Source organism: Kitasatospora sp. NPDC057223, from assembly GCF_042669755.1.
Lineage (GTDB): Bacteria > Actinomycetota > Actinomycetes > Streptomycetales > Streptomycetaceae > Kitasatospora.
This window is the reverse complement of record NZ_JBHUWW010000013.1, coordinates 1-12,979: the sequence shown is the minus strand read 5'-3', so window position 1 is coordinate 12,979 and position 12,979 is coordinate 1. Positions and strand designations below refer to the sequence as shown.

General features: G+C 69.1%; 17 protein-coding genes. 4 read left to right on the top strand and 13 right to left on the bottom strand.

Translation table 11 applies throughout. From position 1 onward, the window contains the following. Positions 1-106: 106 nt before the first annotated feature. Positions 107-832 carry a hypothetical protein gene (locus ACFUK0_RS07705; RefSeq protein WP_380247273.1) on the bottom strand — a complete coding sequence of 242 codons (726 nt, stop codon included), beginning with the start codon at positions 830-832 and terminating at the stop codon, positions 107-109. A gap of 231 nt (positions 833-1,063) precedes the next feature. Between ACFUK0_RS07705 and ACFUK0_RS07700 the strand changes: the two genes are divergently transcribed. After that, positions 1,064-1,597 (top strand): YrhB domain-containing protein, encoded by a 534-nt coding sequence (locus ACFUK0_RS07700; protein ID WP_380247271.1) that lies wholly within the window; start codon positions 1,064-1,066, stop codon positions 1,595-1,597. A 196-nt stretch (positions 1,598-1,793) separates the two neighbouring features. Here the strand turns inward: ACFUK0_RS07700 and ACFUK0_RS07695 are convergent, their stop codons facing one another. The 5 genes from ACFUK0_RS07695 to ACFUK0_RS07675 form a co-directional block, all read right to left on the bottom strand. Continuing rightward, entirely contained in the window at positions 1,794-2,363 is a 570-nt protein-coding gene (locus ACFUK0_RS07695) for a GntR family transcriptional regulator (RefSeq protein WP_380247269.1), read from the bottom strand. A gap of 119 nt (positions 2,364-2,482) precedes the next feature. Continuing rightward, positions 2,483-2,746, bottom strand: coding sequence for a hypothetical protein (locus ACFUK0_RS07690; RefSeq protein ID WP_380247267.1), 264 nt, complete (start codon positions 2,744-2,746; stop codon positions 2,483-2,485). Further along, positions 2,743-3,000, bottom strand: coding sequence for a hypothetical protein (locus ACFUK0_RS07685; protein WP_380247265.1), 258 nt, complete (start codon positions 2,998-3,000; stop codon positions 2,743-2,745). Before ACFUK0_RS07685 ends, ACFUK0_RS07690 begins: the two co-directional genes overlap by 4 nt. A 251-nt stretch (positions 3,001-3,251) precedes the next feature. Next, the gene (locus tag ACFUK0_RS07680) at positions 3,252-3,797 is read right to left on the bottom strand and encodes a hypothetical protein (RefSeq protein WP_380247263.1); all 546 of its coding nucleotides are present in this window, start codon (positions 3,795-3,797) and stop codon (positions 3,252-3,254) included. A gap of 78 nt (positions 3,798-3,875) precedes the next feature. Next, positions 3,876-4,388, bottom strand: a complete 513-nt coding sequence (locus ACFUK0_RS07675; RefSeq protein WP_380247262.1) for a protein phosphatase — start codon at positions 4,386-4,388, stop codon at positions 3,876-3,878. A 422-nt stretch (positions 4,389-4,810) separates the two neighbouring features. Between ACFUK0_RS07675 and ACFUK0_RS07670 the strand changes: the two genes are divergently transcribed. Beyond that, a complete protein-coding gene (locus ACFUK0_RS07670; RefSeq protein WP_380247260.1) occupies positions 4,811-5,443 on the top strand; it encodes a DUF6368 family protein in 633 nt (210 codons plus the stop codon). A 218-nt stretch (positions 5,444-5,661) separates the two neighbouring features. Here the strand turns inward: ACFUK0_RS07670 and ACFUK0_RS07665 are convergent, their stop codons facing one another. The 5 genes from ACFUK0_RS07665 to ACFUK0_RS07645 form a co-directional block, all read right to left on the bottom strand. Continuing rightward, on the bottom strand, positions 5,662-6,834 hold the full coding sequence (locus ACFUK0_RS07665; protein ID WP_380247258.1) for a protein kinase: 1,173 nt from the start codon (positions 6,832-6,834) through the stop codon (positions 5,662-5,664). 336 nt (positions 6,835-7,170) lie between these two features. After that, entirely contained in the window at positions 7,171-7,338 is a 168-nt protein-coding gene (locus ACFUK0_RS07660) for a hypothetical protein (protein ID WP_380247256.1), read from the bottom strand. Between the two features lie 226 nt (positions 7,339-7,564). Next, a complete protein-coding gene (locus tag ACFUK0_RS07655; RefSeq protein WP_380247254.1) occupies positions 7,565-8,077 on the bottom strand; it encodes a hypothetical protein in 513 nt (170 codons plus the stop codon). 57 nt (positions 8,078-8,134) lie between these two features. After that, positions 8,135-8,806, bottom strand: coding sequence for a hypothetical protein (locus tag ACFUK0_RS07650; protein ID WP_380247253.1), 672 nt, complete (start codon positions 8,804-8,806; stop codon positions 8,135-8,137). 534 nt (positions 8,807-9,340) lie between these two features. Next, on the bottom strand, positions 9,341-9,640 hold the full coding sequence (locus tag ACFUK0_RS07645; RefSeq protein WP_380247430.1) for a hypothetical protein: 300 nt from the start codon (positions 9,638-9,640) through the stop codon (positions 9,341-9,343). 658 nt (positions 9,641-10,298) lie between these two features. Between ACFUK0_RS07645 and ACFUK0_RS07640 the strand changes: the two genes are divergently transcribed. Then, complete coding sequence (locus tag ACFUK0_RS07640) at positions 10,299-10,835, top strand: GNAT family N-acetyltransferase (RefSeq protein WP_380247251.1); 537 nt, start codon at positions 10,299-10,301, stop codon at positions 10,833-10,835. Positions 10,836-11,291: 456 nt separating this feature from the next. Further along, a complete protein-coding gene (locus tag ACFUK0_RS07635) occupies positions 11,292-11,429 on the top strand; it encodes a hypothetical protein (protein WP_380247249.1) in 138 nt (45 codons plus the stop codon). 104 nt (positions 11,430-11,533) lie between these two features. On the opposite strand, the gene ACFUK0_RS07630 is transcribed toward ACFUK0_RS07635, so the two are convergent. Next, a complete protein-coding gene (locus tag ACFUK0_RS07630; RefSeq protein WP_380247247.1) occupies positions 11,534-11,992 on the bottom strand; it encodes a hypothetical protein in 459 nt (152 codons plus the stop codon). A 67-nt stretch (positions 11,993-12,059) separates the two neighbouring features. Then, positions 12,060-12,935 carry a GNAT family N-acetyltransferase gene (locus tag ACFUK0_RS07625; protein WP_380247245.1) on the bottom strand — a complete coding sequence of 292 codons (876 nt, stop codon included), beginning with the start codon at positions 12,933-12,935 and terminating at the stop codon, positions 12,060-12,062. Positions 12,936-12,979: the final 44 nt, after the last annotated feature.

Sequence of the window (12,979 nt, the reverse complement as noted above, 5' to 3'; positions counted from 1 at the left end):
GCCTTCGCATCGAGTCCTGTACCTCTTGGAGATCCAGAATCATGCGGGGGCGGGTTCACTGTCCTGGAAAGCCTCGTGTGGGTGACCTGCGTCCACCGTAGGACCGCTACTGCGGCAGGTAAGGATCCCCGACCGTCGGCTTTCTCCGCTCGCCCTCGGGGGTGAAGGTCAACGATCCGCGGAACGAGCCGCCGCCGAAACGCACTACGAGGAGCAACGGTTGCGCATGCTCGGGCGGCCACCGTTCGGCCCCCGGTTCGCTGCCGTTCCACAGGTGGAAGACCACCATCGGCTGGTGCGGATCCTCCGAGAGGTAGCCGAGCGTCTTCCCGTACAGAGGATTGTTCCCTCCGAACAGCACAGAGGGAGAGCCGAACTCCGCCGTCACGTCAGCCCAGGTGCGGTCAACCGCAGCCCACCGCCGGACTCGCCCCGTGAGAGCCTCGTACTCCTCCCCGGTGAGAACCCGATCGGGCTTGAGCCAGCCGTTCCGGTACGCGAACTCCCCGTATACCGAGGCGACTTCGCAGCAGTCAGCCTGCGCGGGGAAGACATCCTGGAAGGCCCCGCTGGGGCCGATCGGGGTCCAGAGCCCCAACTCTTCCCAACTTTGCTTCAGCTGGTTCCACGCCTCGGGCCGGCGCTCGACGAACAGCACGTGGTCAATCAGGATCCGGAGAGCCGCCTCGCCCCCGAACATCCCGGGCCGGCGAAGAGTGAGGTTGAGCTGATCAATGAGGTAGTCGTGGATCTCTTCAGCAGCGGCAAGCTGAGTAGGAAGCGTCACGCACCCAGTCTTCCGCATGATGATCACCACGATCACCTGTTCCACCGACGAAGACGAGTGGATAGATCACAAGCTCAACGACTCCGCCACGACCTGCCGGCGCTGTGTGACGCCATCGACCACGCCCTCGCCGTCACCCTTGCCGGCACGTAGACGCGTCCGGACGAGGACGTCCTGGCCAAGGCCGCCACCGGGGCCGGCGTCTGAGATCTCGTCGGGGGTGCGGCCACGCCCCGCCCTCCGAAACCCGATTGACCCGCGGTGAATGATGGAAGCGTGATTTCCAAGGAACACGCTGTCGAGCTTGTCGAGTCCCTGTTGGCCCGAGAACGGCTGACGTGGGCAGGGCCGCTCCTCGAACTGGCCGTCTGCGCCGTGGAGGAGCGTGCAGTGGGCTGGCTCGTCTTCTGGAACTCAGCGGAGTACGCCCGCACCCGTGATCCGCGTGACTGCCTCATCGGCAGCGGCCCCTACCTGGTGGACCGGCGTGACGGCAGCATCCATCACATCCCTGCCACTACGTGGATAGCCGAGAACTGGGAGGAGTTCTACCTCCAGCAGGTCAAGGGCATCCGACCGCCTGACCCACTGGCCTCGTCCGTCCGCGCACTCCTGCACTCCGCCGGGGTCGTGGCCGCGATGAGCCACCTGCGCAAGCAAGCCCCGCGACTGAATCTGCGGGAAGCACGGGCCTACGTCGATGCCCTTCAAGGTGGCGTCGAACCCCCGGAAGAGCTGGCAGGACGCACCCGGATGCACGAGAGGTGCCCGCGCCTGTCGATCGAAACGTTGAGTGGCCCGGTCCAGTAGCCGTACGAACATCCAGGCCAGTGGAAACAGCAGACCTCAACGCGGTTCAAGCACTCACCGGCGCCGTTGGCCGGCGTCAGTGCGCTGCGGGCGCGGCGTCGGTCAGCGGTGTGGTGTGGTGGCTGAACCATCGGTGACGGGGGAGTGCTGGGGGACCGGTCCGGCTGGCTTTCCCGCCCGGGATCTCTGAGGACGTTCAGGACGGGGCGATGTCCCAGTAGCGGGCCGGAACGCTGACCGGGCTGGTCTCGCCGTCTCGGCTCGTTGCCTCTACCAGGGTGACAGGTTCGGCCCGCAGGAGGCCGAGGGCCAGGGCGTCATCGGTGGCGGCGGTGGCGGTGGCGGTGGCGGCGGTGGCGGCACGCAGCAGGGCCGGGGTGCCTGGCCTGGTCGGGTCGGTGGCGCGTGCGAGCAGGGTGGGCTGGTCGTTGCTGAAGTAGGCGATGGTGACGGGGCCTGGGCGACGGCACAGTACCGTCCAGTGGCCGTTGATGGCGGGCCGGACGCCGAACTGGCTGTCTGGGTCGAGGTGGAGGAGGAGGCTCGGGCTGGCAGCGTAGGTGCCTGATCCGGTCCGTCCTTCGAGTAGCCCTTCGCGGATGAGGGTCTCTTGCGCTCGTTGGACGAGGTTGTCGCCGACTCCCAGTTCGGAGGCCAGTGCTGCGCAGGAGGGCAGCCGGGTGCCGTGCTGCCACTGGCCGGTGGTGATCCGGGAGCGCAGTACCTCGGTGACGGCGGCGTAGGCGGGTTGCTGGCTCCGCGGCATCGGGTCTCCAGGGACGGCTGGGTGGCGGCTGCTGGCCCGTAGCGGGTGCGGCGGTCCGGTCCGTACCGCGCAGCCGGCCGGGTGGGCTGGTGTGGGCCGGGCGGCCCCGGGCGCGTTGGTCAGTGGACGATGACAGCCAGGAACCACAGGTGGGGGACCGGTGGGTCGGGCAGGATCACGTAGTGGGCGATGATCCCGGGCAGCGTGATCTCGCGGACGGAGTCGTCCAGGTCGTAGCGGTCAGCCTGTGGCCAGGACCAAGGGTCCCGGCTGGCCTGTTCGACGGCGCCGTGGAGGAGTTTTCGGTCCGGCTCGGACATCGCGGTGCGGATCAGTGCGGTGGTCTCGGCGGAAAACCGGGCCTGGAAAGTCGGGTCGGTCACGGGCCGAAGAGCTCGTCTGAGGTCGAGTAGCCGTCCTCTGGCCGGCCGGCCGCGGTCCAGGTGCGGTAGGCCACGGCAGTCAGGGCCCGTGCGCGGGCGACTTGGCCATCGTTGGCTCCGTGCAGGGCGTCCCGGTCGGCGGCCAGTACACGGGCCAGGTAGTCGTCGACCGGGATTCCGGCCTGCGAGGCGGCGGTGCGCAGGTGGTCCACGAGTGTCTCGTCCAGACGGGCCGTCAGCTCCGTGCTACTCATGCGCCGATGGTACCGATTCCAGTGCAGCGCAGGGTAGATGATGGCGCGCTCTCCCTGACGAGTACCCCAGCAGCAGCCTTTGCTGCTCGCGCAGCGGCCGGCTACCCGTCGGCCTTCCGCTGTGCCGGCCGGTGTCCACCCGTAGCTTGGGCACCAGCAGAGCGGGCCCCGCGTCGGTCCAATCCGATCTGGCCGGCGCCCGCGATGCTGCCGCCACGGCACAGCGCCTTCGTGCATCGTGCGACGCCGGGCTACTGTGATTTGTAGGCCTTGAGGCTGACCGCCGCTCGGTTGGAATTGCGGGACGCTTCGGCTGCGGCATCGGCTGTCACCTCTACGACGGCGGTGCCGTGGGCCGGAATCCTGGTCAGACCGCCGATCGGCGTGACCTCGGTGGCCTGCTGGGTATCGCCGTGGAGCGGCTGGTCCCAGAGGATGTAGGCGATCCTCACGGAGACCGGGATGTCGTCCTCGTTGGTGAGCCGGACCGCCGAGAAGCGCTCGAACTTCGTGATCTCGTGTCCATCGCCGTCCAACGCCTGCGTCTTCACATCGTGCAGCCCGGCGGGTATGCGGGCGGCGGCCGCGCTCTGCACCGTCACGCGGACATCCGCCGCATCGTACGCGCCGGTGCCGGAAAACCGCAGGATGTCGATGCTCGTCCCGTACGGCGTCACCAGGTCCCCGTGGTCGCTTCCGTACACCGTGCTCACCGTGACCTGGGGCTGGGCCTCGTGGTTCTTGTCCAGCGCCGTGAAAGCGAGGACCGGGATCACCGACCCCCGGAAGTCGTCCACGCCGGTGGCACCCACGTAGTGGAAGGACAGCGACTCTGCGGCGACTGAGCTTGTTCTTTTACCTCTTATGCTGGTTGGTCAGGTGAGGGTTTCGAGTCCGGCCAGGAGGTAGGCGACGTCGAGTCCCGTATTGAGGTACTGCTCGAAGGTCTGATTGTTCAGGGCCCAGGGCGATCGGCTCTGTCGAATGAGCGCGATGGCGGTCGCCGGGGCCTGGCCCAGCTCGATGAGGGTCTGTGCGACGACGAGGCCGGAGCGGTTGTAGCCGGAGTGGCAGCGCACGAGAACGGTGCGGTCATTCCGTACGGCCTCAGCCGCCGTGACGGCCATCTGTTGGACCGAGTGGAGTTGCTCAGCCGTGAGTGGGCCGTCTGGGATTTCACTGATCAGATGGTCTACTCCGGGGTGCGGTCCGTGGCCGGGTCGGGTGAACAGGCTGATGACCAGGTCGAATTCAGTACCGACAACGGCGGTCTGCACCTCGCCGTCAGGGCTGGCCCAGAAGTGCCCGCCCTGCCATAGGCGCGGCCTGACTTCGTTCCACGGTGTCTGCGGTTCGGGGGCGCCTCGGTCCCTCTGACGTGTCTTCACGGACGCTCCCTTCCAGGTGGACCAACGACGCGGTCAGGCGGTCGCGTTCCCTGCTCGATGCGCTGTCGTCGTTCCTTGATCGTCAGATCACGCAGTTCGGTCTTGCCCACGAGCCGGGTTGCTGGCCCGGTTGCCGCCCGCGCTCGGCAGTCCGGCAGAGGCGGTCCGGTCACCGCGGAGAGCAGGGAAGGTCAGAGGTGAGGGCCCGGGTCACCCACTTGGCATCGAGGTGGGGGCGGAGACCCGTCCTGTGCGCAGCGGTGAGCGCCTGGGTGGACTGTGGCCGCCGCCTGCAGGTTGATGGCGATCCCCGAAGACGGTCACCGGTGCTCGGGGGCTGCTCATGGCTGTTCGGAGCGCACGGTGTCGGTGGCGGATGAATTGAGCGGTGGCGGAGCAGGTCGAAGGACTAGGGTTCCGGCATGTCTGGTCCGACGTTGGTGATCGAGTTGGGGGAGCCCCTCTCCCCGGGTGCGCTGCAGGAGTTCCGTGCGTTGATGGTGGGGCTCTCCTCCCGTTTTGAGGAGAAGCGGGCTGGGTTCTTCGACCTCAATGTGCCTGCTGAGCGACTCGGCGTGGAGGACAGGCGAGGGGAGGATCGGCGGAAGCTGTTTCCGCTGCCCCTTCTTGGTGGCGCCTTCGGGGACGAGGGGCTCGTGGATCTACGGGGGTTCGATCCGCGGCGAGAGGACTGGCATCGTCCTTTCCTGGTCTACCTGATGGGGCCAGGTGTCGGTGACGAGGACATCTTCGAGGCCGAGCACGAGGACGAGCCCGAGGTGGAGGCTGTCCTTGGGTTCAGGCCGACCCATGCCGTCAATGTCAGCGCCTGCTGTAACGCGGGAATCGACCATGTGGCCACGGCACTGCTGACCGCCGCCGTCATGGACATCGTCGGGGGTGTGGCCAAGGCCGAGCTGCTGGACGGACAGGCTGCGGTCGTCGCCGGCCTTCCGGGGGTACTGGGGATCGCAGACGACGAGTGGATGGTGCTGGGCACGGCGGAGTTCCTGAGGGTCTGGGTGGGGCATCCCGGATTTCGGCTGCTCAAGTAGCGCAGGCGGAGCCGCGGCGGGAGTGATGTTGTGGCCGGGGTCGCCTTCGGATGCCGGCCACGGGTGCGGCGCGCGGCGCACGGTGGCTGACCAGGGCGTATGGCCCGGTTGCTGCCCGTGCCCGGCAGTCCGGCAGAGGAGGTCCGGTCACGGTCGGGGAAGATCGACGGGAAGGTCGGGGTTTGGACCGGCACGGCGCTGTGGTCGACGAGGGTCGGTCAGGTCTCGATGTGGATGGTGACGTAAAGGTCGCCGTTCTCCCCGCCGTTGGTTCCGGCCTCGCCCAGGTCGTGCAGGCGAACGCGCTGTCCTTCGCGGACGCCGGCCGGGAAGCGGACCTGGCGCTCCTGAACTTGGTTGAGGATACGGCCGGATCCGCGGCACACCGAGCACCAGCCCTGGTCCTGCCGGCGGGGGTCGCCGGCGCATTGGGGGCAGGTGGTTCGGGCGCTGCGGCGCATCGGGACGATGGCGCCGTGCCGAGCCTGCTCCCGGCTGAGGGTGATCTCGGTGGAGAGGTCCTTGCCCCGCTGGGGCGCACTCCGGCCGTAGTAGCGCTCGTCGATCTCGTCGATGGCGATGCGGGCCTGGTGGGCGTCCTGGGGGCGGTCGTCGGGGTCCTTGGCGAGCAGGCGGGTGATGAGGGCGTCCAGTTCGGGGTGGACGTCGGGGCGTAGGTCGCGCAGGGCGGGGGGCGGTTCGTTGGCGTGCCGGTGGGCGAGGTTCCAGAACGTGCCGCCGGTGAAGGGCGGGGCGCCGGCGAGGGCCTCGTGGAGGACGCAACCGAGTGCGTACAGGTCGGAGCGGTGGTCGAGGGCGCCGGTGAACGCCTCGGGGGCCATGTACGTCGGGGTTCCGATGAGGACGCCGGTGGTGGTGATGTTGTGGCCGGGGTCGGCGCTTTTGGTGATGCCGAAGTCAACGACCTTCGCGGCGGTGGCGCCTTCGTCCAGGACCATGATGTTGGCGGGCTTGATGTCGCGGTGGACCAGGCCTGCGTCGTGGGCGGCAGCCAGGGCGTCGGCGACGCAGTAGGCGATGTCCAGGGTCTTGCTCCGGCCGAGGGGTCCGCCCTGGAGGACGGCGGAGAGGGGTTCCCCGTCGATTAGCTCCATCACCAGGTAGACGACCTGGCGGCCCTTGGGCACGGTTGACCCGAAGTCGTGGACGGTGACGATGCTCGGGTGGTTCAGGCCGCCGGCGACTGCGGCTTCGCGGGCGAACCGCGCGGCCTGGCGGTGGCCGTCGGCGCTGCCGTCGCCCGTCAGGATCTTCACGGCGACCCAGCGGTCGATTTTCGGGTCGTACGCTTCCCACACCTGCCCGAAGCCACCCGCTCCGATGCGCTCGCCGAGCTCGTAGCGCCCGTCCAGCACAGTCCCCGCCCGCACGAACTCCCCTTCCGGCTGCGGCCGCTGCGTCCGGCCCGTCGGTCAGGCTACGCGCAAGTACCCGCTCGGGGCGGGGGAACCCTGGACTGTCGCCCGTACGCGGGTCGGGCCGAGGCCGGGTGTGCTGGTCTGGCTGGGGAGTCACCTGAGCCACCTTCATGGTGGCGGCCGTCCAGTGGGCGGGCTGCAGGTTCGACGGTAGCGGTCGACGGGGGAGTGGTGGGACGGTCTTGTCGTGGTGTGCCGGTGAGGCGTTGGCACGTGGACCGCGCCGGTGACGTCGCTTCGCAGCCCGGTGGGCTGGGCGTCGGTGGCGGGAGCGTGAACGGTGAGCGGTCAGTTCCAGGGCGGTGTGCCGGTTCCTTCCGCCCACAGGGCGAGGGCCCGCAGGACCACGGTGGCTGCCACGGCGGCGGCCAGTACCGTGAGGACGAGCAGCAGGTGGTGGGCCAGCCACGTCACCACGGCCGAGACCAGGACGAGAGCGACGACGACGGCCGCCACCGCCAGCGGCAGCGGGTTGCGCCGGGCCCGACTTAGCCGGCGGGCGGTGGCGGACCGGCGTCGTCAAGGCCGTGGTCTCCCTGGCCGTTGCGGCTGTCAAGACCTGTGCTGACCGCGGGGTGCCCCGACAGGTCTGTCGGGGCACCCCGCCCACTGGGCAGGCCGAACACGCAGAACGTTCGGGTCCGGTCCCTGCGGGACCGACGAAAGGACCATGCCCGGACCGTCAGTCGGGCGTCGTGGCGGTTTGGAAGGCCAGGTGGCGGGCCATACCGCGGAGGTCGTCGGTGCCGGCGACTGCGAAGGTCTCGGTGCCGAAGGTGGCGCTGAGGGCGAAAAAGCCGTCGCGGGCGATGGCGGTAGCCGTGACCGGGGTGCCCTCCAGGTGAAGGACGGCGAGCTCCCCGAGGTCGGTGAGGACGGTCGGTACCGGGGCGTCCTCGTCGTGGTTGGCAACGTAGGTCCGCAGGAAGCCGTCAAGGGTGAAGACGGGCATGACCCGGGCATCGGCCGGTACCGGGCGGACGGTGCGCACCAGCAGGCGGTGTCTGCCGTCCTGGTGGTACTGGACGTCGACGTCGGTGAGGAATCCGTCGGAGGCCTGACGGCCGTGCAGGGCCTTCCAGCCCGGGTGGGGGTGGGCGAGGACGGCCACCGGCCGGCCGAACTCGTGCAGCGTCCGCTCCCAGTCGGGGCCGGCGGGATGGTGTGGCCCGAGGGGGCCGGGGACGCGGATCATCGGGGTTCCTTCCGGCGGTCCGGCCGGGGCGCCCCGGCCGGACCCGATCGTGGTGTGTCAGTTGATGCCGTAGTGGACGGTGACGGGCCCGGGGTAGCAGTAGGCGCCGTCGAGCAGGGCGGCGTAGCTGCTGGAGCTGTCGATCCAGGCCCTGCCGTTGCTGGGGCTGAGGCCGCCGACGGTGCGGTGGCTGCTCCAGGTGCGGCGCTCCAGGAGCCCGGAGGGGCCGAAGTCCTGGTGGCTGGTGCCGCCCGCGTCGGAGAGGTAGATGTTCCAGTAGTAGAAGATCGCGGCGTCGCCGGCGTTCGGTTCGAAGCCGGTGGAGATGTCGACGGAGAGGTTGCCCACCGCGATGCCGGACAACCAGGCCTTCCCGCAGGAAGGCGAGATGAAGTCCGAGTAGTCCTCCTGGATGGGCTGCACGCCCTGCCCGGGCTTCTTCATCGTCTTGCCCCACCGAAGGGCTGCCTTCGCCTGTGCGGCGGCGTCCTGCTCGGGCGTGGCGTCCTTCAGCACGGAGTACTCGAAGCCGGCCGGGCTGGTCTTGATCGTGTATCCGTGGGCCTCGGCCACCGCCTTGTCGTACCCCTTGAAGACCAGGCCCACCTCGACCGAGGTCGCAGTCGGCTCGTCCTGCGTCGCGGCCGAAGCGACGGGCGCCGTCATCAGCGCTCCCGACACCGTGAGCGCTACAGCCGCCACCGCGGTGGCGAGCTTGCGATACGTCATGTCCCTCCCCTTTCACACTGACAACCCCCCGGCTGTCAGAGACATGACTATCGAACGAACGGCCCCACAGGCACCCCTGGCCTCCCGGCTGACCTCATCACCCCCAGCAATGTCCGAATACGAATGGCCGAACGGACATAAGGGTGCTGCGGGAACGTCCTGATGGCAGCGGACAGATACGCGGCTGCCACGACAACCTGCCCGAACCGCCACCAAGACACAGCCGGCATTCCCGCGCCGATACGGCCCCGGCCCACAGACGACGGAGCCCGGCTCGTCCGTGCAACCCACCTGCAGGCCGGAACCCGGCCGAGCGCAACCGACCGGAGCCCGGCCGGATCAGCGGTGCTTTCCGGCGAGCAGTTCGTCGAGCGGCACCAGGGCGCCGTCGGCGGTACGCCGCCACAGCTGCGCGCCGTTGCCCGGGCGCAGCTGTGGGCGTTCTTCCAGTCGGTGAGGATGAGTCCGGACAGTGCAGGGAAGGCTCGGGGTGCTCCCACGGTGATGCCAAAAAGCTTCCGCAGGGCCGGGAAGTCAGCTGGGCCGGGATGCGATCTGCCGACGGGCAGAACTCCAGACTTCCTCGAACTCCCCGAGGGTGAGCTGTTCGGGTACGTGGCCTTCCCATTCCGAGACGGGCAGTTCGGCGGTGATCCCGAACCTGCTGATCTCATCGAGGCGGCCGGCGTCGAAGGCCAGCTGCCACTCGGCGAGGGAGGCGGCTGCGACCGGTGTCAGCTCAGGCCCTTCGAGTTCAACCTGCCGGATCACCCAGCCTTCGGCGTCGACCTCGAAGTAGAACCAGGTGTCTTCCTCGTCCCAGTAGCAGCGCATCCATGTCGTCACCAGGCCATGATGCCGGGCCAGATGTGCCGACCCCTGCGCCCGTCTCATGGCTGGGCGATGCACCCTACGGTGCCTGTCCGGCCAGGGCCGCCCGGGTTACCTCGGCGAGCTTCGTGGGGTGCAGCGCAGGCAGAGAGAACTTCACGGTAGCGGCAGGTTCGGCTGGGTAGTTGTTGAGGAACCCCCAGGGACCGAGGACCTTCAGTCGCTGACCTCGCCAGAACCAGCAAAACAGCAGGTCAAAGGCTTGAGAACAACAGAAAAGCGACTGAAGCGACTCAAGCACGGGTCTATCACGCACACACGCACGCGCGAATGTCATCATAATCCCGACCTTCAGTCGCTTCAGTCGCTAATTGCGGCCCCACGCCATCATTGACCTGCAGTTTTACCAAGCGACTGAACATCAGCGACTCAACCAACAACTCAGTCGCTGCCACTCACACCGGCGTGTCGCTCCAAGAACCAGCGACTCAAGCCGCCACACCCCGAAGGTGTCCAGCCCCTCACAGCTCGACTCTGGTTGAGCACTGCGCGTTTGAGGCCCGTCACCGCCCCGTCGCCGCGCGTCGGCGCCGTCCCGTCAGGTTCAACGGCGCCCCAAATTGCCTTGCGGGACAGGTACGCAGGGGGTACCACTGGCCGCATGATTCAAGGCGAGAAGATCGAGCTTCGGGCCCGCATCGAGGCGGACATCCCCCTCCTGCACGCCGAGCTGTACGAGGATGTGCTGGTCCGCTCCCGGGGCGACACCCGGCCCTGGCGTCCGGTGGCCGCAGGCCCGCACTCGCCGTTCGCCGTGGCCGAGCCCAACGACGACGTGGCGATCTTCACCGTGGTGGAGCGGACCGTCGGCGAGGTGGCCGGCGAGGCCGTGCTGTGGGGCATCGACGTGCACAACCGCACCGGTCACCTCGGGCTCGCGCTACGTCCGTCCTTCCGCGGCCGGGGCTTGGGCGCGGATGTGGTGCGGGTGCTCTGCGAGTACGGATTCGCCGTCCGCGGCCTGCACCGCCTGGGGATCGAGACCCTCGCCGACAACACGGCCATGCGGGGTGCCGCGCTCAGGGTCGGCTTCACTCATGAGGGCACCCTGCGGCGCTCGGCCTGGGTCTACGGCGAGTTCCTCGACGAGGTGATCTTCGGCCTGCTCGCCGCAGAGTGGAAGGCCGGGCAGAGCTGAGGACGAGGGCGAGCGTCGGCCAGGCCGGCTTCTCTCTGGGGGCGTACGCCACGTACCGCCAAATCGCGGCCCAGCCCGAGGAAGCCGACAGCAGCCAGGACGAGCTGGAACTCCTGGCCCACCGTGACCCCCTCGACCGGGACCTGGTCGAGCACGCTCTCGCCTCCCCCGTGGAGGCCGACGTGATTCGACTGCGCCAGACCGGCAGGACGTACAGGCGGCCCCCTCGGAGGCCCTGGCCGAGGTGGCTCTCCCTCTCACCGAGGAGCTTCGCGGCCCGACCGGCCCGGCCGTCAAGGAGTTCGTCTGATGGCAGGAGGCCGCCGCACCGCGGGCACTCTGCTGCCCGCAGCCGAGCGCTCCGACCCCCGCGGCCGGGCTCGTGGGACCATCCCCGCACCCGCGGGGATGGTCTCCTCCGTTCCAAGGACGGTGTGCCGGCAAGGAGGACATCTGATGGCCCGCACCGCACCCCAGGCCTCACGCCCCACGACCGGCACCGCGAAGCCGGACGGACAGACATCCCGAACGGGCCGGCAGACCGCCGCCGACCTGGCCTTCCTCGCCCGCGCCATGAAAGCTTCGCCGTGGTGACGTGGCGGCGGGACGCGATGGAGAGTTCGTGGCCGGAAACACCGGCGAGGTCATGTTCGTGCCCTTCACGAACGTCGTGATCACGTACCGGCCGAACGGGTCCTTCAGCTTCGGTCGTTGCCGGACGCCGGGCCGAACTGGTTCCACCACTCGATCCAGTACGCGGTGCGGGCCACGATGCCCAGCAGGGTCCGCTCGGGCATCCGCTCCTTGACGGCCTGCTCCAGTACCCGCGCGCTCTTGCGGGGCTTCTCCGCGCGGCGGGCCTTGAGCTTGGGCACCCCGGAGTCGGAGTCGATGAACAGCTCGTCGCTGTCCGGGTACTCGCCGTCCGCCGCAGCCGCCGCGGACAGGCGCCCGCGCAGCTGGGCGACCAGGGCGCGGCCGTCGAACGGCACCTGACCCTCCGGCGCGGCCAGGCCCACCTCCGCCAGGTACTCCGGCAGCTTCTCCTCCACCTGCTCCCAGGGCAGCAACCGCTCGGACCAGTCGGCGTACTCCTCCGAGCCGATGACCGCGACGTCGCCAGTGCGGAGCTCGTCGGCGAGGTAGTAGAACACCATCGCCTCGAAGTGGCGGGGTGGCCCCCTCGAAAGGGGACATCGGCGCGCCAGGTCGGGGGTTGATCTCTCAGACGGTGGTGATGTGGACCAGGCCGAGGTCGGTCAGTCCCTCGGACCGGCAGAGGATGTCGGAAGCGCCGCCGATCTCGGTCTGCAGGAGCTGGTAGCCGGCCCCGTTGGTGTTGCCCCAGTACATGGCGGCCCGCCACAGTGCCCGGCCGTACCCCCGGCCGCGGTAGTCCGGCAGGACACCGAAGTACTGCGGCAGCAGCCGGGCACGGCCCTGGTGATCGGTCATGGTCTCCATCGGGCCGATCGCTCCGCTGATGCGCCCGTCGGTCTCGGTGACCAGGACCGGCCCGACCCCGCCGGCCTGCATGCGGGAGTGCAGGAAGGCGAAGCCCTCGCCGGACAACTTGTTGGCGAACTCCGTGAACGTCGCTCGCACGGCCGGAGGATGGCTCTCCAGCGGCTGCACGTGGGGCGGTAGAGCGGTGGGGCGGTCGGCGGTGAATTCGCGGAGCTGAACCCGGGTGCAGGCCGTTCCCCTGCGGGGCGCCTCCCCGGGTGCCTGGAATGAGATGACGCGGGCTGCGCCGGCACTGTGTGTGGCCGCGAGCTTGGCCGCCAGCTCGGCCGCCTTCGCCAGAGCGTCGGACCCGCCCCCATAGAGGTGGACCTTGACGGTGCCCGCTCCACGCCGAGTGAGCGTCGGAATGATGGTGCGACCCGGCCGGTGGTCGATGTCCAGGGGGAGGACGCTCTCGGCCTTGGTGTCCGACCAGCGCCGATCCTTGTCGTGCGCCAGGAACCGGCCGGTGCTCGCCATGGCGATGACGCTGGTGAACAGCTCCGGCCCGAGGCCGGCAGGGTGGACGGGGCCGAGGGTGGGGACGTAGGGAACGGTCACCACAGGGCTCAGCCAGTCCCACTGGAATCGCATACCGGCACCCTACCCATGGGCACCGCGCGGCGCAGGCCCCGGCA

Excerpts from the sequence above, each read along its gene's own strand:
- ACFUK0_RS07695 (WP_380247269.1), bottom strand. The coding sequence starts at position 2,363 with ATGCCGCGGAGCCAGCAACCCGCCTACGCCGCCGTCACCGAGGTACTG.
- ACFUK0_RS07640 (WP_380247251.1), top strand. The coding sequence starts at position 10,299 with ATGATTCAAGGCGAGAAGATCGAGCTTCGGGCCCGCATCGAGGCGGAC.
- ACFUK0_RS07655 (WP_380247254.1), bottom strand. The coding sequence starts at position 8,077 with ATGATCCGCGTCCCCGGCCCCCTCGGGCCACACCATCCCGCCGGCCCC.
- ACFUK0_RS07645 (WP_380247430.1), bottom strand. The coding sequence starts at position 9,640 with ATGCGCTGCTACTGGGACGAGGAAGACACCTGGTTCTACTTCGAGGTC.
- ACFUK0_RS07635 (WP_380247249.1), top strand. The coding sequence starts at position 11,292 with ATGGCCCGCACCGCACCCCAGGCCTCACGCCCCACGACCGGCACCGCG.
- ACFUK0_RS07630 (WP_380247247.1), bottom strand. The coding sequence starts at position 11,992 with ATGGTGTTCTACTACCTCGCCGACGAGCTCCGCACTGGCGACGTCGCG.
- ACFUK0_RS07670 (WP_380247260.1), top strand. The coding sequence starts at position 4,811 with ATGTCTGGTCCGACGTTGGTGATCGAGTTGGGGGAGCCCCTCTCCCCG.
- ACFUK0_RS07685 (WP_380247265.1), bottom strand. The coding sequence starts at position 3,000 with ATGAGTAGCACGGAGCTGACGGCCCGTCTGGACGAGACACTCGTGGAC.
- ACFUK0_RS07625 (WP_380247245.1), bottom strand. The coding sequence starts at position 12,935 with ATGCGATTCCAGTGGGACTGGCTGAGCCCTGTGGTGACCGTTCCCTAC.
- ACFUK0_RS07650 (WP_380247253.1), bottom strand. The coding sequence starts at position 8,806 with ATGACGTATCGCAAGCTCGCCACCGCGGTGGCGGCTGTAGCGCTCACG.